Here is a 23,446-nt window from a genome sequence, read left to right on the forward strand (position 1 = left end):
ATCCCCAAAAGGCCGCTCCCATGTTCCAGACCTTCGATTCCGCCGGCGATCCCTCCGTCGGCAAACCGCGCGTGGAAAAGCTGCGCCGATGGCTCGCCGAAAACGGGCTCGACGGCTTCATGGTGCCGCGCGCCGACGAGCATCAGGGCGAATATGTGCCGGCCCGCGCGGCGCGGCTCAAATGGCTGACCGGCTTTTCCGGCTCGGCCGGCGTCGCCATCGTGCTGAAGAAACGCGCCTTCGTCTTCGTCGACGGCCGCTATCAGCTCCAGGTGCGCGCGGAGGTGGATCTTTCCGTCTTCGCGATCGAGAGCCTGGTCGACAACCCGCCGCCGTCATGGCTGAAGGACAATGTCGGCAAGGGCACCCGGCTCGGCTTCGACCCGTGGCTGCACACGATCGCCGAGGTGAAGGCGCTGAAGGCCGCGGCCGAGTCGAGCGGGGCCGTGCTGGTGCCGGTCGAGAAGAACGGCGTCGACGCGATCTGGGACGACCAGCCGCAGCCGCCGGTGGCACCGGTCGAGATTCACCCCATTGCCTTCGCCGGCGAGCTTGCGAAGGACAAGCTGAAGCGGCTGGCTGCGGCGATCGGGAGCGACGGCGCCACCCATGCAGTGCTGACCGATCCCTCGTCCATCGCCTGGGCGCTGAACATCCGCGGCGGCGACGTGCCCCACACGCCGCTGGCGCTGGGCTTCGCCATCCTGGCCGCCGACGGCGACCACCAGCTCTTCATGGACAGCCGCAAATTCTCGCGCGAGGTGAAGGCCTATCTCACGCAGCTCGTCGGCCTCAACGAGCCGGACGGCTTCGAGGCGGCGCTGGCTGCGCTTGCCAAGGGCGGCGCGCGGATCGCGCTCGATCCCGTCCTCGCCGCCGACCGGCTGCGCATGCTGGTGGAGGAGAACGGCGGCACGACGGTCGCCGCTCCCGATCCGGCTCGAATCCCGCGCGCCACGAAGAACAGGGCCGAGATCGCCGGCAGCCGCGCCGCGCATCGCCGCGACGGGGCCGCCGTCGTCAAGCTTCTCGCCTGGCTGGACCGCCAGGAACCGGGCTCCCTGGACGAGATCGCCGTGGTGACGAAACTGGAGGAATGCCGCCGCCTCACCGGCGAGGAGACGCAGATGCCGCTGCGCGACGTCTCCTTCGACACCATTTCCGGCGCCGGCCCCAACGGCGCCATCATGCACTACCGCGTCTCGCGCGCCACCAGCCGCAAGCTCGGCGAGGGCGAACTGTTCCTGCTGGATTCGGGCGCGCAGTATCAGGACGGCACCACCGACATCACCCGCACCATGCCTGTCGGCCGGCCGACGCAGGAAATGCGCGAGCGCTACACGCTGGTCCTCAAGGGCATGATCGGCATCTCCACGCTTTCCTTCCCGGCCGGCACGCGCGGCTCCGAGATCGACGCCGTCGCCCGCGTGGCGTTGTGGAAGCATGGCCTGGATTTCGCCCACGGCACCGGCCACGGCGTCGGCTCCTACCTCGCCGTGCATGAAGGGCCGCAGCGCATCGCCCGCAGCGGCACCGAAAAGCTGCTCGAAGGCATGATGATCTCCAACGAGCCCGGCTACTACAAGGAAGGCCACTACGGCATCCGGCTGGAGAACCTGATCCTCGTCACCCCGGCCGCGCCGGTTGAGGGCGGCGACATCGCCATGCACGAGTTCGAGACGCTGACGCTGGTGCCTTTCGACGCGCGCATGATCGAGGCGGACCTGCTCACCCGCGACGAGTTGCGCTGGCTGGACGCCTACCATGCCCGCGTGTTGGCCGAGATCGGCCCGATGCTGGACGGCGAGGCGCTGGCCTGGCTGGAAAATGCCTGCGCGCCGCTGCCGCATCAGCACAAGGGTTGAAGTCGACCGCTCCGGTACATCTAACCCATGAACTGCCGCGCGGCGATCAGCACGGCAGCGCCCGCCAGGAACATGGTGAGCAACCCGCCGCGCAGCGACACCAGCAGGGCGACGATCAGCGCGGCCCATTCCGCCGGACCGGCGTTCAGCACGGCCGGCGCCACCAGCGTGGTCAGCACCGCGGCCGGCACTGCGTTGAGCCCCGCCTCGACACGCGGATGGATGCGCTCGAATCGCGATATGACCAGATGCCCGCCGACGCGGGTGAGATAGGTTGCGACCGCGGCCGCGACGGTGATCCAGAAGGTCGTGCTCATTTGGCGCTCATGGCAGGTGCTCGATTTCCGTCTCGGCCAGGCCGACCCCGACGCCGCTGTGGCGCGGCGGCAGGATGACGGCCAGCGCCACCCCGGCCAGCGCCCCCAGCGAGACGTGCCAGGGCGAGCCGACGAACCGGTAGGCGAGGATGGAGGCCACCGCGCTGACGGCTACGATGGGCAGCCACAGGGGCCGCTTGCGGAAGTCCATCACCAGCCCCAGGAAATAGATCGGCAACAGGAAGTCGATGCCCAGCGCGCTGGTGTCGGGGATGAGCTTGCCGAAGAAGGCGCCCAGGGCGGTCAGGGCGGTCCACGACACATAGACGGTCAGCGCCGCTCCCATGTACCACACAAAGCCCACCTTGCGGCCCCTCTGCGCCTCGCTTTCGGCGAATGCGTATTGCGGGTCGGTGAGCAGGAAATAGGCGACCGCCTGCTGCGCCGGCGGCCAATGGGCCAGATGGCGCCCGACCGCCGCCGAATAGAGCACATGGCGGAAATTCACCGCGAAGATGGAGAGCACGATCAGCCAGGGCGCCACGTGGTGGCCGAACAACTCGATGCCGACCATCTGGCTGGCGCCGCCGAATACCGTGAGGCTCATGAAGAACGCCTCGAACACGGAAAACCCGTTGTCGACCGCGATCGCGCCGAACAGCATGGCGAACGGGCCGGACGCCACGACGACCGGGATGCTCAGCCGCGCGCCGCGCCAGAATTCGCTTGTGCGCGAGCCGTAGGGGGTCGCTTCCGCCGACATGGGCCACTCCATTGGAAGGGCCGTATGTAGGCAGGCGCATCGGCACTGTCACACGAATTCGCTTGAGCCAAACGATCAGCGGAAATGATCGTTTTCAGGCAACGCACGGCGCTAGAGTATCCGTTTTGGTCAAGGAAGTTATGGGGCCCATTTGCGGTGGTCCCTGAGCAGTGCGTTTGCGAGGACGATCAGCTTTCGCATGATGGCGGTGATGGCGACCTTGGAGGCTTTGCCGGCGGCCTTGAGCCCATCGTAGTTTGCCTTGAGGTCTGGATTGAAGCGCGTGGCGACGAGGGCCGGCATGTAGAGGGCCTGGCGAACGTTGGCCCGACCGCCTCTGATGAAGGCGCGGCCTGTCCATTTTCCAGACTGGCGTGCGACCGGGGCGAGGCCAGCGAGCGATGCAGCCTGGGTGTTTTCGAGGGTGCCGAGTTCGGGCATGTCGATGATCAGCGCGAAGGCGGTGATGGCCGAGACGCCGGGGATCGATACAAGGATGTCGAAGCGGTTGGCTAGGTCAGGATCGGCCTTGATGAGCTTCATGATCTCGACTTCGATCGCGGCGAGCTGGCGCTCGATCTGCCTGAGTTGCTCGCCATTGTGACGCTTGAGGATGGGTAAGGTCAGGTTCTTTGCTCTGTTCTTCGCCGCCGTGCGGTTTTTCACCAGCGCCTCGCGGGCCATGGAGAGATCCTTGAGATCATTAAGGAGCGGGCCGCGCGTCGGTCGGGCCTCGAGGTCGAGCAACATCCCCATGCGCGCCAGCATGGCGGCGTCGAGCCGGTCGGTCTTGGCAAGCCGGCCGGTGGCCTCGGCGAAGCGCCTTGCCTGACGCGGATTGACCTTGACAAGGGCGAAGCCGCCATCCGCCAGCCTCCGCTCGAAGGCTCGGTGATAAGGACCGGTCGGTTCGTAGACGATGCGGGTGTCAGGCTGTGCCAGCCACGCCAGGAATGCTCTATGGCCGGCCTTGTCGTTGCCAAAGCGGCGGCTTTTGCCATCGCTCATGCGGTGGGCGTCGAGATGGTCTTTCGAGATGTCGACGCCGATGGTATCGTTCATCATCTTTCGCTTGTCCTGTGCTTGTCGTCCGCAGCCGAACTGCGGGTATCCGTTCAGGCCTCAAGAGAAAGACGAGGGCGATCACACTCTAGCTCGACCCGTCAACGGTCAGCATTTCAACGATCCGACCCTCGCCGCCGACGAGGGGCTGCTACCCCTCCCGGCGGTCCCTTCTTCGCCCGTTCGGCAGCAAAAGTCATAAGACAAGCATTTCCGCTTTTCTCCGAATCGCGAAAACGCTCTATCTTGTTGTTTTTACGCAATTCCGGGCGGAAAACCGGTTCCCACTTTTCCTGGAATTGCTCTATCGCGCAGCAACCCTGCCCTCGATCGCCCTGCCCCAATCCAGCAGAGGCCTGGCGCGCAGCGCGAAATCGACGAGTTCGTCGGCCAAGGCCGGCCGCTGGACTTCCTCCGGGTCGAGATCATGCCGAACGGCGAAATGCCGGTTGCGAATGGCGGCGCCGAGGTCGGGTTCCGACACTTCCTCGAAGCCGCGTGGAAGCCGCTTCAGGCAGCCCTGCGGGTCCAGTTCGAGACGGTTTTCCCGCAAGGCTGCGACCATGGCCCGGAACTCGTCCGGGCGCGCCGAGATGGCCTTGCGCATCGCCAGGAGAAGCGCCGCATCCGGCTGCCACCAGGCAATGGCGGCGAAGCAGCGGTCGATGCCGACATAGACGAAGAGGACGCCCTGCTCCATCTTCGAGCCGTCCGGCGACAGGATCGCCGAAAGATGCTGGTTGTATGGCCGCTTGTCCTTGGAGAATCGCACGTCGCGGTTGATCCTGAACAGCGACCTCTTGCGATCTCCCTTCAGGCCCAGCCCGATCGCCGCGAAGCGCTCGGTCAGCGTTTCCACCAGATCGCCGAAGGGTTCGCGCAGATCGCTTTCGAACAGGTCGCGGTTTTCCAGGAACCATTCCCGGCTCTGGTGAAAATCCAGCGCCTTCAGGAAGGGAATGGCCTTTTCGCCGAAGCCCGTAAAAGCGGCCATGTCAGGCGCCCTTGCCCACACGCGCGAACCACTCGTCCTCGTCGATCACCTCGATGCCGAGTTCGGTGGCCTGCTTGAGCTTGGAGCCCGCGCCCGGTCCGGCCACGACGAGGTCGGTCTTCTTCGACACCGAGCCCGCCACCTTGGCGCCGAGCTTTTCGGCCATGGCCTTGGCCTCGTCGCGCGACATCTTCTCCAGCGCGCCGGTGAACACCACGGTCTTGCCGGCGACCGGCGACGACACGTCCCCGACCGGCTCCTCGTCCAGCACCGTCACCTCGCCCAGAAGCGCGTCGACCACCTCGCGGTTGTGGACCTCGCCGAAGAAGTCCACCACGGCCTCCGCCACCACGTCGCCTATGCCGTTGATGCCGTTGAGTTCCTGCCAGGCGGCATTGCCGGGATCGCCCTTGCCTTCGGGAGCGACCGCTTCCTCGCCGGCCCTGCGGAACGCGGCGAAGGAGAGGAAATGGCGGGCGAAGCGCCTGGCGTTGGTCTCGCCGACATGGCGGATGCCGAGCGCGTAGAGGAAGCGCGAAAATTCGATGCGGCGCCGGTCGTCGATCGCCGCAAACAACTTCCTGACCGAGACCGCGCCGAACCCCTCGACATTCTCCAGCTTGGTCAGCGATCTCTCCTGCCGCGCCTTCAGCGTGAAGATGTCGGCGGGCGAGTGCACGTTGAGCGCCGCATCCTGCGCCTGGAAGAAGAACTCGATCTGCTTCTCGCCCAGCCCCTCTATGTCGAAGGCGTTGCGCGACACGAAATGGCGCAGCCGCTCCACTGCCTGCGCCGGACAGATCAAGCCGCCCGTGCAGCGCCGCACCGCCTCGCCCTCCTCGCGCACGGCGTGGCTGTTGCAGGCCGGGCAGACATGCGGGAACGCGTAAGGCAGGGCATCGGCCGGCCGCTTCTCCAGCACCACGTCGAGGATCTGCGGGATCACGTCGCCGGCGCGCTGGATGACGACCGTGTCGCCGATGCGGATGTCGCGCCCCTCGCGCAGCACCTGGCCGGCATTGCCGATGCCGCGGATATAGTCCTCGTTGTGCAGTGTGGCGTTGGTCACGACCACGCCGCCCACCGTCACCGGCTCCAGCCGCGCCACCGGCGTCATGGCACCGGTGCGGCCGACCTGGATGTCGATGCCGTTCAGCACCGTCATCGCCTTTTCGGCGGCGAATTTGTGCGCGGTGGCCCAGCGCGGGCTGCGCGAGCGGAAGCCGAGCCGCTCCTGCAGGTCCAGCCTGTCGACCTTGTAGACCACGCCGTCGATGTCGTAGGGGATTTCGGCGCGCTCGGCCTCGATGCCATGGTAATGCGCCAATATGTCCTCGACCGAATTGCAGCGCACCATGCGGTCGTTGATCGGAAAGCCCCAATCGCCGAAGCGCTTCACCACCTCGTACTGGGTCTCGCCGAGCGTCGCGCTCGTCTCGCCCCAGGCATAGGCGAAGAAGCGCAGCGGGCGCGAGCGCGTCACCTCGGGGTCGAGTTGGCGCAGGCTTCCGGCCGCCGAATTGCGCGGATTGGCGAAGACGCGCCCGCTTTCGGCCATGCGCCGGTTGAGCGCGAAGAAATCGTCGCGGCGCATATAGACCTCGCCGCGCACCTCCACCACGTCGGGCGCGTCGGCCGGCAGGGTTTCGGGAATTTCCGTCACGGTGCGGATATTGGCCGTCACATTCTCGCCGGTGGTGCCGTCGCCGCGCGTGGCGGCCGTCACCAGCCTCCGGTTCTCATAGCGCAGCGACATGGAAAGCCCGTCGATCTTGGGCTCTGCGGTGAACACGATCTCCCTATCGGCCGGCCAGGCCAGGAAACGCCGCACGCTGGCCACGAAGTCGCGCACGTCCCCGTCCGAAAAGGCGTTGTCGAGCGACAGCATCGGCACGGCATGCACCACCTTGCCGAAGGCGCCGGCCGGGGTCGTCCCCACCCTGAGCGAGGGCGAATCGGCGCGCACCAGTTCGGGAAAGCGCGCCTCGATCTCGGCATTCCGGATGCGTAGCGCATCGTAGTCGGCATCGGAAACGGTCGGCGCATCATCAGCATAGTAGCGACGGTCGTGCTCGGCGATCTCCCTCGCCAGCCGGGCAAGCTCGGCCTCGGCCTCCGACGGCGTGAGCGATTCGACGGGTGTCTGAGGCATGGCACGGCTTCCTGTAAGTTGCGCGCCACCATAGATCAGGATCGCCGCGCAAGGGAGCCGGTTCGGTCGAAAATCCCGCCCGAACAGAGGGATGTGCGCGCCTGCTGACTCATCCCGACAGCTATCGGCCGACAGCTATCGGCCGACAGTCATCGCCGGCAGGAAGCGGCCGCGCTCACGAGGCGGCGAGCGTGTTCTCCCGCAGCAGCCGCTCGGCCGCCGCCCTCGCCTCCTCGGTGATGGTGGCGCCGGCCAGCATGCGCGCGATCTCCTCCTGGCGCGCGGCCCGGTCCATCTCGGCAATGCCGGTGGCCACGCGATCGGCGCCGCCCGATTTGGAGATGAGGAAATGGGTCGCCGCGCGCGCCGCCACCTGCGGCGCGTGGGTGACAGACAGCACCTGCACGCGCTTCGACAGCCTGGCCAGCCGCTGACCGATGGCGTCGGCCACCGCCCCGCCGACGCCGGTGTCGATCTCGTCGAAGACCAGCGTGGGCGCCGAGCCGCGGTCGGCCAGCGCCACCTTCAGCGCCAGCAGGAAGCGCGACAGCTCGCCGCCGGAGGCCACCTTCATCATCGGGCCGGCGCGCGTGCCGGGATTGGTGCGCACCCAGAACTCGACCTGGTCGATGCCCTCCTCCTGCCGGCTGCCGGGCTCGCTCGCCATCTCCACGATGAACTCCGCGCGCTCCAGCTTGAGCGCCGGCAGTTCCGCCATCACCGCCTTCATCAGCCCTGCGGCAGCCGCCTGGCGCAGCGCCGAAAGCTGCCCGGCCGAGATGTCGTAGGCCTGCCGGGCGGCTGCGGCCTGCTTTTCCAGCCCTTGCAACCTCTCCTCGCCGGCATCGAGGTCGGCAAGGTCGGCGGCCATCGTGTCGCGCAACTGGGCAAGGTCGTCCACGGCGACATTGTGCTTGCGCGCCGCCGCCCGCAGCGCAAACAGCCGCTCCTCCGCCTTTTCCAGCCGCTGCGGATCGTATTCGGTGGCGCGCAGGGCCGCCTCCACCCCCGATTGCGCGGCGTCCAGCGACAAAAGCGCCTCGTCCAGGGACGTCACCACCTCGTCCAGCAGGCCGGGCGCGTCGCCCGCCTTGCGCTGCAGGCGCCGCAACAGGCTTGCCAGCGCCGGCAGCGGCGAACCGGGGCCGGACAGCACGTCCTGCGCGTCGTGGATCTCGGCGGCGATCTTCTCGGCCCGCATCATGGCGGCGCGCAGTTCGGCAAGCTCCGTTTCCTCGCCCGGCTGCGGATCGAGCGCCGAAAGCTCGGCAACGGCGGCGCGCAGATAGTCGGCCTCGCGCGCGGCCGCCTCGACGCGCGCGCGGTGGCGGCCGAGTTCGCCCTCGCAGGCGCGCCAGTGCCGCCACGCCTCGCCGGTGGCGGCCACGGCGCCCATATGGCCGCCGAAGGCGTCAAGCAACTCGCGATGCGCGCCGGCGTCCACCAGCGCCCGGTCGTCGTGCTGGCCGTGGATCTCCACCAGCGCGCGGCCGAGGCTCTTCATCAGCGCCACGCTGGCCGGCTGGTCGTTGACGAAGACGCGGGTGCGCCCGTCGGCCGTCTGCAGCCGGCGCAGGATGATGTCGCCTTCATCGTCTATGGCGTTCTCGACCAGCAGCATGCGGGCGGGATGGTTGCGCGGTACGTCGAACACCGCCGTCACCTGGCCCTGCGCGGCGCCATGGCGCACAAGCGCCGCATCGCCGCGCGCGCCGAGCGCCAGCGACAGCGCATCGAGCAGGATGGACTTGCCCGCGCCGGTTTCGCCGGTCAGCACCGACAGGCCGGCCGAGAAATCGATGTCCAGCCGTTCGATCAGGACGATATCGCGAATCGATAACCTGGAGAGCATCGCCGCTCTATAGCATCATCCTGCGAGGTCGTGATCAGGGTTCATCGGCTGCGTCAGGCGCCGGTTATCAGCTTTCCGGCCTTGGAAATCCACGAGCCGGCATTCTCGCGCGGCTGCAGCCCGTTGCTCTGCAGGAGCTTGTAGGAATCCTTGTACCACGGGCTGGACGGGAAGTTGTGGCCGAGCACGGCGGCCGCCGTCTGCGCCTCGTCGGTCAGGCCCAGCGCGTAATAGGCTTCCACCAGGCGCGCCAGGGCCTCCTCGATGTGACGGGTGTTGGAATATTGCTCGAGCACGGTGCGGAAGCGCTTGACCGCCGCAAGATATTCGCGCCGCTCCAGATAGTAGCGCCCGACCTGCATCTCCTTGCCGGCAAGCTGGTCGTTGGCGAAGCGGATCTTCTCCTTGGCGTCCTCGACATATTCGGAATCGGGCCAGCGCGTCACCACTTCCTGCATGGCCTGGATGGTCTGGCGCGCCTCCTTCTGATCCTGGGTGACGTCCCGGATCTGCCGGTAGTAGCTCAGCCCGATGATATAGGTGGCGTAGGCCGCCTCGTCGGTGGAAGGGTAGAGCGTGAGATAGCGCTTGGCCGCGGAGATCGCGTCCTCGTAATTGCCCTGCCGATAATTGGTGAATGCGCCCATCACCATCGATTTGCGCGCCCATTCCGAATAAGGGTGCTGGCGGTCGACGGCCGAGAATTTCTTGGCCGCCTCGTTCAGCCGCCCGGCGTTCAGATTGGCCAGGCCCTGATTGTAGAGCACGTCCGCCGGTTCGGTCTGGTCGACATAGGTGGACAGGTCGAGGTCCTTCTCCGACGACATGCAGGCCGACAGGAAGAGCGGCGCCGCAACCGAAAGCGCCAGGAATGCAGCCTTTGCCGGCGCCTTGCATTGATCGAAGATCATGATCGGAATTCGCCCTCTCGGCAAAATGCGGTCCCACAGCCTCTCGTGCGGCAGCAGCCATAGACCATAACTGCCGCGCCCGGCAACGCTATCCCCATGCAATCGCGCAATTTTGTGGCGAGTAAGGCGGCCGCGCGGCACAAGCGCATTCGGCGGAGCGCTGATGCATACTTGCAACAGGGCCGGCCGCGCCGGGCACCAGGCTCAGATCGCCCAGGGCGCGTAGACCGGCATGCTGACCGCGCTCATCTCCGCGGCGCGGCCGCGTTCGCGCCGTGTCGTCTCCACGATCTCGAAGGCCGAGCGGTCCGAAAGCAGGCGCCTGAGCGCCGCGGCGTTGAGCCGGTGTCCGCCGCGATAGGAGCGGAAGCAGCCGATGAAGCGCGCGCCGGCCAGCGCCAGGTCGCCCACCGCGTCCAGCGTCTTGTGGCGCGCGAACTCGTTGGGATAGCGCAGCCCGCCCATGTTGATGACGCGGTGGTCGTCGCCGATCACCAGCGAATTCTCCAGCGAGGAGCCGAGCGCATAGCCGGCGGCCCACAGCCGCTCGACATCCTTCATGAAACCGAAGGTGCGGGCGCGCGAAAGATCGCGGCGGAACATGTCGGGGGTGAGGTCGGCGCTGAATTGCTGGCGGCCGATGGCCGGGCTCTCGAAGTCGATCTCCACCTCGAAACGCGTCGCCGCATAGGGCCGGAATTCCGCCCAGGAGGCGCCGCTTTCGATGCGCACCGTCTTGAGCACCCGGATGAAGCGGCGCTTGACGGCCAGCGTCTCGACGCCGGCCTGATCGAAGGCCTCCACGAACATGGCCGCCGTGCCGTCGAGGATCGGCACCTCGCGGCCGTCGATCTCGATGACCAGATTGTCGATGCCGAGGCCCAGCAGCGCGGCCATCAGGTGCTCGACCGTGGCGACATGCCGGCCGGCGGGGTCGCCCAGAAGCGTGCACAGGTCGGTCGCCCCGACTTCCGACACCAGCGCGCGGATCTCGCGCACCTGCCCGTCAGGGCCGATCTGGTGGAAGACGATGCCGGTGTCGGCGTCGGCCGGGAGGAAACGGGCGGTCACTTCCTTGCCGCTGTGCACCCCGATGCCGGTCAGCGTCACACGCGATTTGAGGGTTGTCTGGTAGTCCTGCAAAATGATCCCCGTGTGCCCGTGCTGCTCGACTTCGCTTTGCCGGTGCCTCAAGTCCGCCCATGCCGCAAGACACGGTCAGGGCGTCCTTCTGATTTTCCGATGCAAGATCCGTTCCGAAACCGGGACCCGGCCTGCGGGTGCTTGCTCCAGTTGCGGCTCTTGATTCGTCCGGCAGGCTCCACTCCCCCAAAACCTGCCGATCTCAGCCGCCGCGAAGATAATGTTGCGGCCGGCCGGTTCCAAATCACGCTTTCTTTCCTTGTGTAACGGCTGCGACACAAAGATCGAAGAGAATAAACCCCTGTTTTGAAAGCGTTAAATACGGCAACAGGCCGGCAGTTGGCTGCCGGCCTGTTAACAAGTGTTACAATGCGTTAACCGCTCAGTTCGCCTGGCGGCGCAGGAAGGCGGGAATCTCGAGCTGATCGTCGTCCTGGGCAGCGCGAGTCTGCGGCGCAAAACGGCCGTGATCGTCGTGCTGGCCGCGCCGCGGCGCGTAGAGCTGCGCGTCCTGGCCGGCCAGGCGCCGCACTTCCGGCGCAGGCTGGCGCAGCCTGGGCTCGCGCGGCTGCGCGGGCTGCAGGCGGGCCGGCTCGTCCTCGCGGCGGGTGAGCCCGTTGGTGAGGCGCTTCAGCAGCCCCATCGGGCCGCGCTCCTCATGGTCGACCGGATGCGTCTTGGCTTCCACCTCGGCCTTCACCACCGGCGGGAAATCCTCGACGCGCGGCATGCGCTGCGGCTGGGCGGCGACCGGCTGCGGCGCCGGCTCGCGATATTGCGGCGCGGGCTGCTGGGCCATCGGCTGCGGCGCGGGCTGGTGCATCTGGGGCTGCGGCGCTGCCGCCGGCGGCGCCTGGAACAGCTTGCTGTGCGGGCGGAAGTCCTCGGCATGCGCGGCCTGTGCCGGACGGGCATGGGCCATGGCCGCGGCATTGGCCTCGGCCTGCTGGATCGCTTCGGCGACAGGGTCCGCGGCGCGCCCCTGCGGCTCGTGCGCCATGGCCTGCTGGACGGGCGCCGCGCGCTGCTCGCCGGCCTGCCCGGCCGGACGGACGGCCGGCTTCGGCGGCGCCGAGCGGATGGAGATGGGCGCCGGGGCCATGTCGGCGGCCGACTTGTCGATGCCGGTCGCCACCACCGAAACGCGGATGACGCCTTCCAGCCCCTCGTCGAAGGTGGCGCCCAGGATGATGTTGGCGTCCTGATCGACCTCCTCGCGGATGCGGGTAGCGGCCTCGTCCACCTCGAACAGGGTGAGGTCGCGGCCGCCGGTGATGGAGATCAGCAGGCCCTTGGCGCCCTTCATCGAGGTTTCGTCGAGCAGCGGATTGGCGATCGCGGCCTCGGCCGCGGCCATCGCCCTGCCCTCGCCGGAGGCCTCGCCGGTGCCCATCATCGCCTTGCCCATCTCGCGCATCACCGAGCGCACGTCGGCGAAGTCGAGGTTGATGAGGCCTTCCTTGACCATCAGGTCGGTGATGCAGGCCACGCCCGAATAGAGCACCTGGTCGGCCATGGCAAAGGCGTCGGCGAAGGTGGTCTTGTCATTGGCCAGCCGGAACAGGTTCTGGTTGGGGATGACGATGAGCGTATCGACGCACTTCTGCAGTTCCTCGATGCCCGTGTCCGCCGTCTTCATGCGGCGCTGGCCCTCGAAGTGGAACGGCTTGGTGACGACGCCGACGGTGAGGATACCCTTCTCGCGCGCGGCGCGGGCGACGACGGGCGCGGCACCCGTGCCGGTGCCGCCGCCCATGCCGGCGGTGACGAAGCACATATGGGTGTTCGACATGTGATCGATGATTTCGTCGATGCATTCCTCGGCGGCGGCGCGGCCGACCTCGGGCTGCGAGCCGGCGCCCAGCCCCTCGGTCACATGTGCGCCGAGCTGGATCAGGCGATCGGACTTCGACATCGTCAACGCCTGCGCGTCGGTGTTTGCCACCACGAAATCCACGCCCTTCAGGCCGGCCGTGATCATGTTGTTGACGGCGTTGCCGCCGCCGCCGCCGACACCGAACACGGTGATGCGCGGCTTCAGCTCGGTGATGTCCGGCTTTTGCAGATTGATTGCCATTGTCCTCGTCCTTTGCCTTTCCCGCCGCTTCGCCGCCGCGGCTGCCTTATGGGGCTGTCCCCGCCGATATTAGAAACTGTCTCTCAACCACTGACTCACACGATGCAGTCTCCCGCCCGTTCCCGTCATTTTCAGACTGAACATTCCGCGCGCAGACCCGCTCTCGAACGCGGCCATCTGCGGATAGATCATCAGGCCGATCGCCGCCGAAAAGGCGGGTCCCTTCGCCGCCTCCGGCAGGCCCGCCACACCGAGCGGGCGGCCGATGCGCACATTGCGTCCCAGGATGCGCCGCGCCGCCTCCGGCAGGCCCGAAAGCTGGCTCGCGCCGCCGGTCAGCACCACGCGCTTGCCCGCGGCATTGCCGTAGCCGGACCTGTTGAGCCGCTCGCGCAGCATTTCCAGCGTCTCCTCGATGCGGGCGCGTATGATGCGCGTCATCACCGCGCGCGGCACCTGCAGCGGCGCCTCGCCTTCCTCGCCGATCGGCTGGATGGTGACGAGGTCGCGGTCATCGGCGCTGCCGGGCAGTGCCGAGCCGTGCATGACCTTCAGCCGCTCGGCCGCCTCCAGCGAGGTGGACAGGCCCTTGGCGAGATCGAGCGTGACGTGGTTGCCGCCGATGGGAAGCGCGCTTCCATGCACGAAGCGGCCTTCGTTGAAGATGGAGATGGTGGTGGTGCCGCCGCCCATGTCGATGCAGGCCGCGCCCATTTCCAGCTCGTCGTCCACCAGCGCGGCCAGGCCGCTGGCATAGGGCGTCGCCACCAGGCGCTCGACCGACAGGTGCGAGCGGTTGATGGCCAGCTCCAGATTGCGCATCGGCGCCGAATCGGCGGTCATGACGTGCATGTCCACGCCCAGCGTGTCGCCCACCATGCCGCGCGGGTCGCGCACGCCGCGCTCGGCGTCCAGCGAAAAGCCGACTGGCAGCGAATGCACCACCTCGCGCTCCGCTTTCAGCGCCTGCTTGGCGCCGGCGGAAAGCACGCGCCTTATGTCGGCCTCGTCGACCTCATGGCCGCCGAGATTGATGGTGGCCGAGAAGACCTCGCTGCGCAGCCGCCCCGCGGTCACGTTGACGATCAGCGAATCGACGGTAAGTCCGGCCATGCGCTCGGCCGCGTCGACGGCCAGCCGCACGGCATGCTCGGCGCGGTCGAGATCGACCACCACGCCCGACTTCACCCCATGCGACTTCTGGTGACCGATGCCGATCACCTGGATGCGGTGCGAGCGCCCGCGCAACAGCGTGCCGCTCTCGCGCGGCTGCAGCTTGGCCACCATGCAGCAGACCTTGCTGGAGCCGACATCCAGCACCGTCAGCACGCCGGAACGGCGCACCGCATCGCCATTGCCGCCCAGCCAGCTCATGTCCTCTGCTCCGGCTTGCGCTTCGAAAGCCCCTGCGCCTTCAACGCCGCCTGGCGTGCCTTGACGGCCTCCGGCGTCAGCTCCAGCGCCATCCTTTCGGGGATGCGCATGTCCACGGCGACGATGTCGCGCGACAGCAGCGACTGCTCGCGGTCCAGCCTGACCAGTTCGGCGAGCGCGGCCTCGACCCCGTCCTCGGGCAGCTTCACGGTGATGCCGTTATCCAGTTTCAGATCCCAGCGCCGTTCGCCGACCCGCACATAGCCCCGCACGCGGCCGGCAAGCTCGCCATGGCGGGCGACCTTGTCGAGGAACTCGGGCCCGTGCATGGGCGCGCCGGAGCCGACGAGCAGCGGCAGCATCGCCTGGTTGCCGCCCGTATAGGGCGCGATGACGCGGCCGTCGCGCTCGATCACCGACACCAGCGCCTCCTGTTGCCACAGCGCGAAGGGCTGGCGCTCCTCGATGCGGACCTCCAGCGTGTGCGGATAGACCTTGCGCACGGCGGCGCCCTCGACCCATGGCAGGGTGGCGACCCGCTCGCGCGCGGCCTCGGCGTCGAAGCCGATCAGCGAGGTCCAGCCGTCGAGGTCCAGCTTGTCGAGGATGTCGATCTCCGAGGTCTCGCGATTGCCCACCACCTTGATCTGGTCGACGGCGAAGCCGGTGCGCGCCGTGACGCCCTGCACGAAACCGTCGAGATTGCCGCCGACATAGCCGCCATAGGCCAGGCTGGAGGCAAGGAAGGCGGCCGAAAGCGCGGTGGCGGCGAAGGGCGGCGCCTGGAGGTCGCCCGCGCCCAGGCGCGCAAGCAGGCGCACAGGGCGGCGTAGCCAGCGCGGCAGCACGAAACCGCCGAACGAGAAGGGCGCGCCGGAAAGGCCGCGCGCACCCGCACCCCTTCTGCCGCCATAACCCCGCCTCAACGCTGACACGAAGCGTCCTCCACCATCCAACTCAACAGATCGCCGAACGTATGCCCTGCATGCGCGGCGATTTCAGGCACCAGAGACGTCGGCGTCATGCCCGGCTGGGTATTGATCTCCAGCCACACGACTTCGCCATTTTCGGAATGGCGGTCGTCGCAGCGGAAGTCCGACCGGGACACGCCCCGGCACCCAATCGCTTGATGAGCCTTGAGCGCCAGTGTCTGTATTTTTTGGTAAATATTCGGTGAAACTTTCGCGGGGGTTTCGTGTTTTGAGCCCCCCGGCACGTATTTCGAGTCGTAATCGTAGAAGGAATGGCCCGTCGGGATGATCTCGCAGACCCCGAGCGCCACATCGCCCATCACCGCACAGGTCAGTTCGCGCCCGGGAACATAGCGCTCGACCAGGACGCCGTCGCCATATTTCCAGTCCGGCGAAGAAATCACCTGGGGCGGATGCGATTGCCCTTCCTGGACGATCACAACGCCGAAGCTCGACCCTTCGTTGACCGGCTTGACCACATAGGGCGGCTTCATCGGGTGGACGTCCCGGATCGAGAAGCGGTCGAGCACCTTCGATTCCGCGACCGGGATACCCGCCGCCCTGGCGATCGTCTTGGCCTGTGCCTTGTTCATGGCCAGCGCCGAGGCCAGCACGCCCGAATGCGTGTAGGGAATGGCCAGATATTCGAGGATGCCCTGGATGGTGCCGTCCTCGCCGAAGGGGCCATGCAAGGCATTGAAGGCGACATCCGGCTTCAGCTCGGAAAGCACAGCCCCGACGTTGCGGCCGACATCGACGCGGGTGACGCGATAGCCCTCGCCCTCGAGCGCATCGGCGCAGGCCGCGCCGGAAGAAAGCGACACTGGCCGCTCGGACGAGAAGCCGCCCATGAGAACAGCCACATGCTTGTCTTTCATCCCCCGTCATCCCCTTTCGGCGGGTTCATACGCGTGTTTCCCGGATTTGAATCGAGCCTCCCGGCAGACAGTGCCTGCCAGACGGAACCGCGCCCCACGCGCCCGAACGACTCAAATCAGGAAACGCCTCGACCCCAAAGAATCAGAGAGTTGATTCCGTGGCAAGTCCTTATGATTCCGAGAGATTCACTTTGTAAGAAAATCGCGGCGAAAAATGCGGGAGCGCGGGAAGCGAGGCCGGCCAAACCTCGCGCCGAACGCTTCCGGCAAATCGCGAACGCGCGTCAGGATGAGCTTTTGGGAACCCGGCGGCGTTTTTCAGCGCGCGCTTCGAACTCGCGATTGATGTTCATGAAATGACGATAGACGGTACTCGACGTGCCATGGGACCGGAACAGCCAGACGACGCCTGCGGCATAGACGATCGCAATCACCGCAAGGGTCAAACTCACCGGGCTTTGGAAAAAAGATTCGATCATCGCAGTTGGCCCTTGTTGTCTATGCGGTCGATGAGCTTGTCCACCGTCGTCACTATATCATGTAGTGCGGAGAGTTCCGCCGCCAAATTGCGGTCCTCGAGATAGCCCTTCCCGGCACAGACGAGGCCGACCGCAAACGCCGCCATGCCCGCCGGCGGGAAAATGGCTGTGGTCAGGGCCGCGACGACGGCGCCCGCGGATATGGTCGCTCCACCTCCCATGGCCAGGGCACGGACAGCCGTCTGGTAGGACTTACGTTCCGCCTCCAGATCACGAAACGCCGCCCCGATCAGTTGCAGCCTCTCCTTCAACTGGGCCAAGGCTTCGAGCGGGCGATTGTGGTGACGGTCGAGATGCTCGGCAAGCTGCAGCGAGAACTCGGCGCTGTAGAGCAGCTTGCGAACCTCGCGCAGCCCTGCGACGTCAGGCCGCTGCGCCGCCGCACGCTCCAGTTCCAGCAGGACGCTTTCAATGTCCATGCATCCCCCGGCGATCATGGAACCGGAGGCATACTACATCCCGCTGCCGCTAAAGCAACTCGGGCGGCCTCAGAGCAACTGGCCGAGGAACTCCTGCACCTCGCGGCCGGGACGGAACTCGCCGATGCGTTTGATCTCCCAATGCAGGCGGATGCCGGAGGTTTCCAGCACGCGGGCACGCACCGTCTCGCCCAGATATTCGAGGTCGTAGCCGGTGGCGGAGCCGGTGTTGATCATGAAGTTGCAATGCAGGGGCGACATCTGCGCGCCCCCCACCATCAGGCCGCGGCAGCCGGCCCTGTCGATCTCCTTCCAGGCCGAGGAGCCTTCGGGGTTCTTGAAGGTCGAGCCGCCCGTCTTCTCGCGGATCGGCTGGACCGTCTCGCGGTGGTGCTGCACGGCATCCATCGCCGCGCGGATCTCGTCCCTGTCCTGCCGGTAGCCTTCGAACAGCGCGGAGGTGAAGATCAAGTCGGCGGGCGCCGACGAGTGGCGGTAGGCATAGCCCATCTGCGCGTTGGAAAGCACATGCAGCTCGCCCCGGCGGTCGAGCGCGCGCACCTCTACCACGCGCTCGTGCGTCTCCACGCCGTTGGCGCCCGCATTCATGCGCAGCGCGCCACCGACGGCGCCGGGAATGCCATGGTAGAAATGGAAGCCGCCGATGCCGGCCTCGAGCGCCACGGCGGCAAGCCGCTTGTCCGGCGTCGCCGCGCCGGCCCGGATGCGGGTTTCCGAGAGCGCCTCCGCTTCGCCGAAGCCCTTGGCCGACAGCCGCACCACGAAACCGGGAATGCCGCCTTCGCGCACCAGCAGGTTGGAGCCGATGCCGACCACCATCACCGGGACGTCCTGCGGCACCGCGCGCAGGAAGGCCGCTAGGTCTTCCTCGTCGGCCGGCTGGAACAGCGCATCGGCCGGCCCGCCGGCGCGGAACCAGGTGATCTTCTCCATCTCCGCGTCTGGCGTGACGCGGCCGCGCAAGCCGGAAAGCCTGTCGCCCAGCTTTTCGAGCAGCCGCGCGCCGCGCGTCACGTCGCGGCCTCGTTGAGTTCCTTCGGCAGCGCGTAGGCCCACTGGGTGATGTTGCCGGCGCCGAGGAAGACGACGAAGTCGCCAGGCTTCGCCAATTCGCGCACGGCCGGCGTCACCGCCGCCGGTCCCTCGATGTAGCGGGCGTCGCGATGGCCGCCGGCGCGGATGCGCGCCACCAGCGCGTCCGACGTCGCGCCCTCGATCGGCTCCTCGCCGGCCGGGTAGACGGGCGCCACCATCACCGTGTCGGCATCGTTGAAGCAGGACGCAAAGTCGTCGAACAGGTCGTGCAGCCGCGTAAAGCGGTGCGGCTGGGCGACGGCGATGACGCGCCCCTTGGCGGCCTCGCGCGCGGCCCTCAGCACCGCCTTGATCTCGACCGGATGGTGGCCGTAGTCGTCGAACACCTCGACTCCGTTCCAGGCGCCGGTATGCGTGAAGCGCCGCTTGACGCCGCCGAAGGCCGACAGGCCCTTCCTGATCGCCTCGGGCGGGATGCCCAGCTCGTGCGCGACGGCGATCGCCGCCGTGGCGTTGGACACGTTGTGACGGCCCGGCATGGGCAGTCGCAGGCCGGAGATCACCGTTTCGCCGCCGCCCTTGCGGTTGCGGATCGCCACGTCGAATTCGGAAGCCGCGCCGTCCATGCGGTGGTTGGTGAAGCGCACGTCCGCCTGCGCGTTGCCGCCATAGGTGACGACGCGCCGGTCCTCGATGCGCCCGACCAGCGCCTGAACCTCCGGATGGTCCGTGCACATGACGCCGAAGCCGTAGAAAGGCACGTTCTCGACGAACTGGCGAAAGGCGTCGCGCACATGGTCGAAGGAGCCGTAATGGTCGAGATGCTCGGGATCGATGTTGGTGATGACAGCGATGTCGGCCGGCAGCTTGAGGAAGGTGCCGTCGCTTTCGTCGGCCTCCACCACCATCCATTCGCCGTCGCCCATGCGGGCGTTGGTGCCGTAGGCGTTGATGATGCCGCCATTGATGACGGTGGGGTCGAGCCCGCCCGCCTCCAGCAGCGCCGCTACCATGGAGGTGGTGGTGGTCTTGCCGTGGGTGCCGCCGATCGCCACCGCCTGGCGGAAGCGCATCAGTTCGGCCAGCATCTCGGCCCGCCGCACCACCGGCAGAAGTTTTTCACGCGCGGCCGCCAGTTCCGGGTTGGATTTCCTGATGGCGGTGGACACCACCACCACCTCGGCGTCGCCGAGATTCTCGGCCCGGTGGCCGACGAAGCACTCGATGCCCTTCTCGCGCAAGCGCTGCACATTGGCGCCGTCGGCCTGGTCCGAGCCCTGCACCCGGTAGCCGAGATTGTGCAGCACCTCGGCGATGCCGCTCATGCCGATGCCGCCGATGCCGATGAAATGCACGAGGCCGATGGTCTGCGGCATCTTCATGCGCGCGCTTCCTTCCTGAAGTCCTCAACCGATATGCCCGACGCAATAGCCTCTGTGAGGTTGCCGAGCAACCGCGCGGCGTCCGGCCGCCCAGCCGACTTCGCCGCCGCCGCCATGCCCGCCAGTTCCTCCGAGCCGGCCATCAGCGGCCCGATCAGCTCCGCCAGGGCCTGCGGCGACAGGGTCGATTGCGGCAGCACCCTTGCCCCTCCCGCCGCGGCAAGGGCAGCGGCATTGGCCGCCTGGTCGTGGTCGAGCGCGAAGGGATAGGGCACCAGCAGCGCCGGCCGGCCGATGGCGGCGATTTCCGACACCGTCGAGGCGCCCGAGCGCGAGATCACCAGATGGGCCGCCGCCAGGCGCTCGGCCATGTCGGTGAAGAAGGGCAGCACCTGCGCCTCGATGCCCAGTTCGCCATAGGCCGCCTTGACGCGCACGACGTCGTCCGCGCGCGCCTGCTGGGTGACGAGGAGACGCTTGCGCTGTGCCGGGGGCAGCAGCGCGATGGCCGGCGGCACGGCATCGGAGAAGAACTTCGCGCCCTGGCTGCCGCCGAACACCAGGAGCCGGAAGGGTTCTTCCCCGGCCGAAGGCGCATAGGGCGTCTTCGCCGCCTCAAGCACCTGCGGGCGGACCGGATTGCCGGTCATCACCGTCTTCAGGCCGGCGGGGCTCTCGTCCTCGGGCAGGAAGCCGCCGGCGATGGCGGTGACGCGGGTCGACAGCGCCTTGTTGGCTCGGCCCATCACTGCGTTCTGCTCGTGGATGATGGTGGGCACGCGGCGCCGCGTTGCGGCATAGACGGGCGGCAGCGTCGGATAGCCGCCGAAGCCGACCACGGCCTGGGGCTTGATCCTGTGGATCACGCGCGAGGCCTGCCTCACCCCGCGCCAGATGTTCAGCACCGCGCCGGCCAGGGCAAAAGGATTCTTCGAGCCGATGGTCGCGGAGCGGATACGATGGATGGCGTCGGCCGGGAAGCGCGCCGTGAAACGCTCGGCGCGGTCGTCGGTGGCCAGATGCACCGACCATCCCCGCTCGGCAAGCTCGTGGGCCAGCGCCTCGGCGGGAAAAAGATGCCCGCCGGTCCCCCCGGCCGCGAGTAGAACGACCCCCTTCGCCATCTATTCGGCCGGCATCGTGTGCTGGGCGAAACCGCCGAGGCCGATCTGCTTGCGTCGCTGCGGCTTCTTGCGCGTCAGCGCCAGCACCATGCCCATGGATAGCGCGATGGCGATCTGCGAGGAGCCGCCATAGGAAATGAAGGGCAGCGTCATGCCCTTGGCCGGCATGAGCTGCAGATTGACGCACATGTTGATGATGGACTGCAGGCCGAACACGGTCACCAGCCCGCCTATCGCATAGCGGCTGAACTCGTCCTGCTCCTTCAGGGCCGTGTTCAGCCCGCGCAGCACGATGAAGGCGAAGATCAGCATGATGAAGAAGCACAGCACGAGCCCGTATTCCTCGCCCGCGACGGAGAACACGAAGTCCGCGTGGCTGTCGGGGATGACGCGCTTGATCGTACCCTCGCCCGGCCCAAGGCCGAACCAGCCGCCGTTGATGAGCGCCTCGCGGCCCATGTCCACCTGGAAGGTGTCGCCCTCGCCCGTCATGAAGCGGTCGATGCGCCCGGCGACGTGCGGCAGCATCTCGTAGGCGGCGAACACGCCGACGACGCCGGTGGCGCCAAGCAGGATGATCCAGAACCACGGCAGGCCGGCCATGAAGAACATGACGCCCCAGGTGCCGACCACCAGCATGGTCTGGCCGAAATCCGGCTGCGCCACCAGCAGCGACACCACGAGGCCGAGCAGGATCATGGCGAACAGGTTGCCGGGTATGTCGGGCTGGCGCCTGTGCTCGGCGAACAGCCAGGCGCAGATGATGACGAAGGCCGGCTTGAGGAATTCGGAAGGCTGGATCGAAAGCCCCGCCAGCGACACCCAGCGCCGCGCGCCCTTCACCTCGACGCCGACATAGAGCACGGCCACCATCAGCACCAGCATCACGACGAGCATGACGATGGCGAGCCGCCGGATCTGGCGTACGTCGAGAAACGAGACCGCCAGCATCACGCCCAGGGCCGGTATGGTGAAGATGATCTGGCGCGTGGCGAAGTGGAACGCGTCGAGACCGATGCGCTGCGCCACCGCCGGGCTGGCGGCGAAGGACAGGACTATGCCCAGCCCCATCAGCGACAGGAACGCGGCGAGGAACCAGCGGTCGACGGTCCACCACCATGTCGAGACCGGGCTTGTGTCGAGACGGCTCTGCATTATCGTGCCCCTCCAATCAACGTCACGCCCTCTATAGCAGCCACGGCTTGCCTGAAGGCTTCGCCGCGCAGCTCGAAGTTCCGGAACTGGTCGAAACTGGCGCAGGCCGGCGAAAGCAGCACCACCGCCTCCTCCTTGCCGCCATCCTTGGCGGCCTCGCGCGCGGCATGGTCGACCGCCGCCGCCAGCGTGCCGGAAATCTCGTAGGGCACCGCCTCGCCGAGCGTGGCCGCGAAGGCGGGCGCGGCCTCGCCGATCAGATAGGCCTTGACGATGCGCGGGAAGAAGCCGCGCAGCGGCTCGATGCCGCCTTCCTTGGGCAGGCCGCCGGCGATCCAGTAGATGCGGCCGAAGCTGGACAGCGCCGGCGCCGCCGCATCGGCGTTGGTGGCCTTGGAATCGTTGACGAACAGCACATGGCCCTTTCTGGCCACCTGCTCCATGCGGTGCGCCAGGCCGGGAAAGCTTTCCAGCCCCTTCTGGATCTCGCCCAGTTCCAGCCCGACCTTCAGGCAGGCCGCCACGGCGGCGAGCGCGTTCTGCGCATTGTGCTGGCCGCGCAGCGAGCCGATGTCCTCCAGGAAGGCGATCCGGCTGTAACGGCCGTCCACCGCCTCCATCAGGTCGGTGCCGGCCGCGAAATAGCCGTCGGTCAGCGGCAGGCGCTTGGAGATGCGCACCACCTGCTTGCCGACGCTTTCCAGCCGGTCCGCGATCTGGACGCAATAGGCGTCGTCGACGCCCACGATCGCCGTGTCGGAGCCCGCCACCAGCCGCTCCTTGATCGAAGCGTAGTGCTGCATGGTGCCGTGGCGGTCGAGATGGTCGGGCGTGAGGTTGAGCAGCACGCCGGCGGTCGGGTTGATCGAGGGGGCCAAGTCGATCTGGTAGGAGGAGCATTCCACCACATAGTGGCGCTGCGGCTCCGGCGGATCGAGCGTCATCACCGCGCGGCCGATATTGCCGCCCATCTGGGTGTCGCGCCCGGCCGTCTTTAGTATATGCGCGATCAGCGCCGTGGTGGTGGACTTGCCGTTGGTGCCGGTGATGGCGATGAAGGGTGCGTCTCGCGCCTGCCGGTTGCGCTCGCGGCAGAACAACTCGATGTCGCCGATCACCTCCACGCCCGCCCCGCGCGCCAGTTCGACCGTCCAGTGCGGCTTGGGGTGCGTCAGCGGCACGCCGGGCGAAAGCACGAAAGCGGCGAAGCCGGACCAGTCGGCCTCGCGCAGGTCGCCGGTGGGAATACCCTCGGCGGCGGCCTTGGCGACGCTGTCGGGATTGTCGTCCCAGCACAGCACCTCGGCGCCCCCGGCAATCAGTGAATGGGCGGTCGCGGTGCCCGAACCGCCGAGGCCGAAGAGCGCGACGCGCTTGCCGGAAAAAGACGTTGCGGGGATCATCGCGGCCGA

The 23,446-nt window shown here is 67.4% G+C and carries 20 protein-coding genes; 1 reads left to right on the top strand and 19 read right to left on the bottom strand.

Going from position 1 to position 23,446, the window contains the following annotated elements:
* Nucleotides 1-20 precede the first annotated feature (20 nt).
* Complete coding sequence (locus ACTDI4_RS16405) at nt 21-1,865, top strand: aminopeptidase P family protein (protein ID WP_442842155.1); 1,845 nt, start codon at nt 21-23, stop codon at nt 1,863-1,865.
* 20 nt (nt 1,866-1,885) lie between these two features.
* Here the strand turns inward: ACTDI4_RS16405 and ACTDI4_RS16410 are convergent, their stop codons facing one another.
* The 19 genes from ACTDI4_RS16410 to murD form a co-directional block, all read right to left on the bottom strand.
* Complete coding sequence (locus ACTDI4_RS16410) at nt 1,886-2,182, bottom strand: AzlD family protein (RefSeq protein WP_442842156.1); 297 nt, start codon at nt 2,180-2,182, stop codon at nt 1,886-1,888.
* Between the two features lie 7 nt (nt 2,183-2,189).
* A complete protein-coding gene (locus ACTDI4_RS16415; protein WP_442842157.1) occupies nt 2,190-2,945 on the bottom strand; it encodes an AzlC family ABC transporter permease in 756 nt (251 codons plus the stop codon).
* A 138-nt stretch (nt 2,946-3,083) separates the two neighbouring features.
* Nucleotides 3,084-4,010 carry an IS110 family transposase gene (locus tag ACTDI4_RS16420; RefSeq protein ID WP_442840151.1) on the bottom strand — a complete coding sequence of 309 codons (927 nt, stop codon included), beginning with the start codon at nt 4,008-4,010 and terminating at the stop codon, nt 3,084-3,086.
* A gap of 301 nt (nt 4,011-4,311) precedes the next feature.
* Nucleotides 4,312-5,001: a DUF2461 domain-containing protein gene (locus ACTDI4_RS16425; protein ID WP_442842158.1), complete on the bottom strand. Its 690-nt coding sequence runs from the start codon at nt 4,999-5,001 to the stop codon at nt 4,312-4,314.
* 1 nt (nt 5,002) lies between these two features.
* Entirely contained in the window at nt 5,003-7,153 is a 2,151-nt protein-coding gene (ligA, locus tag ACTDI4_RS16430; protein WP_442842159.1) for an NAD-dependent DNA ligase LigA, read from the bottom strand.
* 175 nt (nt 7,154-7,328) lie between these two features.
* Entirely contained in the window at nt 7,329-9,005 is a 1,677-nt protein-coding gene (gene recN / locus ACTDI4_RS16435) for a DNA repair protein RecN (protein ID WP_442842160.1), read from the bottom strand.
* 53 nt (nt 9,006-9,058) lie between these two features.
* The gene (locus ACTDI4_RS16440) at nt 9,059-9,916 is read right to left on the bottom strand and encodes an outer membrane protein assembly factor BamD (RefSeq protein ID WP_442842161.1); all 858 of its coding nucleotides are present in this window, start codon (nt 9,914-9,916) and stop codon (nt 9,059-9,061) included.
* A gap of 204 nt (nt 9,917-10,120) precedes the next feature.
* Nucleotides 10,121-11,059: a UDP-3-O-acyl-N-acetylglucosamine deacetylase gene (lpxC, locus tag ACTDI4_RS16445; RefSeq protein WP_442842162.1), complete on the bottom strand. Its 939-nt coding sequence runs from the start codon at nt 11,057-11,059 to the stop codon at nt 10,121-10,123.
* Between the two features lie 382 nt (nt 11,060-11,441).
* The gene (ftsZ, locus tag ACTDI4_RS16450; RefSeq protein ID WP_442842163.1) at nt 11,442-13,136 is read right to left on the bottom strand and encodes a cell division protein FtsZ; all 1,695 of its coding nucleotides are present in this window, start codon (nt 13,134-13,136) and stop codon (nt 11,442-11,444) included.
* 69 nt (nt 13,137-13,205) lie between these two features.
* Nucleotides 13,206-14,510 (bottom strand): cell division protein FtsA, encoded by a 1,305-nt coding sequence (gene ftsA, locus ACTDI4_RS16455; protein WP_442842164.1) that lies wholly within the window; start codon nt 14,508-14,510, stop codon nt 13,206-13,208.
* Nucleotides 14,507-15,445, bottom strand: a complete 939-nt coding sequence (locus ACTDI4_RS16460; protein ID WP_442842165.1) for a cell division protein FtsQ/DivIB — start codon at nt 15,443-15,445, stop codon at nt 14,507-14,509. The genes ftsA and ACTDI4_RS16460 overlap by 4 nt, the downstream gene beginning before the upstream one ends.
* Nucleotides 15,433-16,359, bottom strand: coding sequence for a D-alanine--D-alanine ligase (locus tag ACTDI4_RS16465; protein ID WP_442842166.1), 927 nt, complete (start codon nt 16,357-16,359; stop codon nt 15,433-15,435). The genes ACTDI4_RS16460 and ACTDI4_RS16465 overlap by 13 nt, the downstream gene beginning before the upstream one ends.
* A 284-nt stretch (nt 16,360-16,643) precedes the next feature.
* Nucleotides 16,644-16,838: a hypothetical protein gene (locus tag ACTDI4_RS16470; protein WP_442842167.1), complete on the bottom strand. Its 195-nt coding sequence runs from the start codon at nt 16,836-16,838 to the stop codon at nt 16,644-16,646.
* Nucleotides 16,835-17,317, bottom strand: a complete 483-nt coding sequence (locus ACTDI4_RS16475) for a hypothetical protein (RefSeq protein WP_442842168.1) — start codon at nt 17,315-17,317, stop codon at nt 16,835-16,837. Before ACTDI4_RS16475 ends, ACTDI4_RS16470 begins: the two co-directional genes overlap by 4 nt.
* Before the next feature lie 69 nt (nt 17,318-17,386).
* A complete protein-coding gene (murB, locus tag ACTDI4_RS16480; protein ID WP_442842169.1) occupies nt 17,387-18,352 on the bottom strand; it encodes a UDP-N-acetylmuramate dehydrogenase in 966 nt (321 codons plus the stop codon).
* Nucleotides 18,349-19,755 (bottom strand): UDP-N-acetylmuramate--L-alanine ligase, encoded by a 1,407-nt coding sequence (gene murC, locus ACTDI4_RS16485; protein WP_442842170.1) that lies wholly within the window; start codon nt 19,753-19,755, stop codon nt 18,349-18,351. The genes murB and murC overlap by 4 nt, the downstream gene beginning before the upstream one ends.
* The gene (gene murG, locus ACTDI4_RS16490) at nt 19,752-20,879 is read right to left on the bottom strand and encodes an undecaprenyldiphospho-muramoylpentapeptide beta-N-acetylglucosaminyltransferase (RefSeq protein ID WP_442842171.1); all 1,128 of its coding nucleotides are present in this window, start codon (nt 20,877-20,879) and stop codon (nt 19,752-19,754) included. The genes murC and murG overlap by 4 nt, the downstream gene beginning before the upstream one ends.
* On the bottom strand, nt 20,880-22,034 hold the full coding sequence (gene ftsW, locus ACTDI4_RS16495; protein ID WP_442842172.1) for a putative lipid II flippase FtsW: 1,155 nt from the start codon (nt 22,032-22,034) through the stop codon (nt 20,880-20,882).
* Nucleotides 22,034-23,437 carry a UDP-N-acetylmuramoyl-L-alanine--D-glutamate ligase gene (murD, locus tag ACTDI4_RS16500; RefSeq protein ID WP_442842173.1) on the bottom strand — a complete coding sequence of 468 codons (1,404 nt, stop codon included), beginning with the start codon at nt 23,435-23,437 and terminating at the stop codon, nt 22,034-22,036. Before murD ends, ftsW begins: the two co-directional genes overlap by 1 nt.
* Nucleotides 23,438-23,446 lie beyond the last annotated feature (9 nt).

The organism is Mesorhizobium sp. PUT5 (assembly GCF_052216645.1).
Classification (GTDB): domain Bacteria; phylum Pseudomonadota; class Alphaproteobacteria; order Rhizobiales; family Rhizobiaceae; genus Mesorhizobium.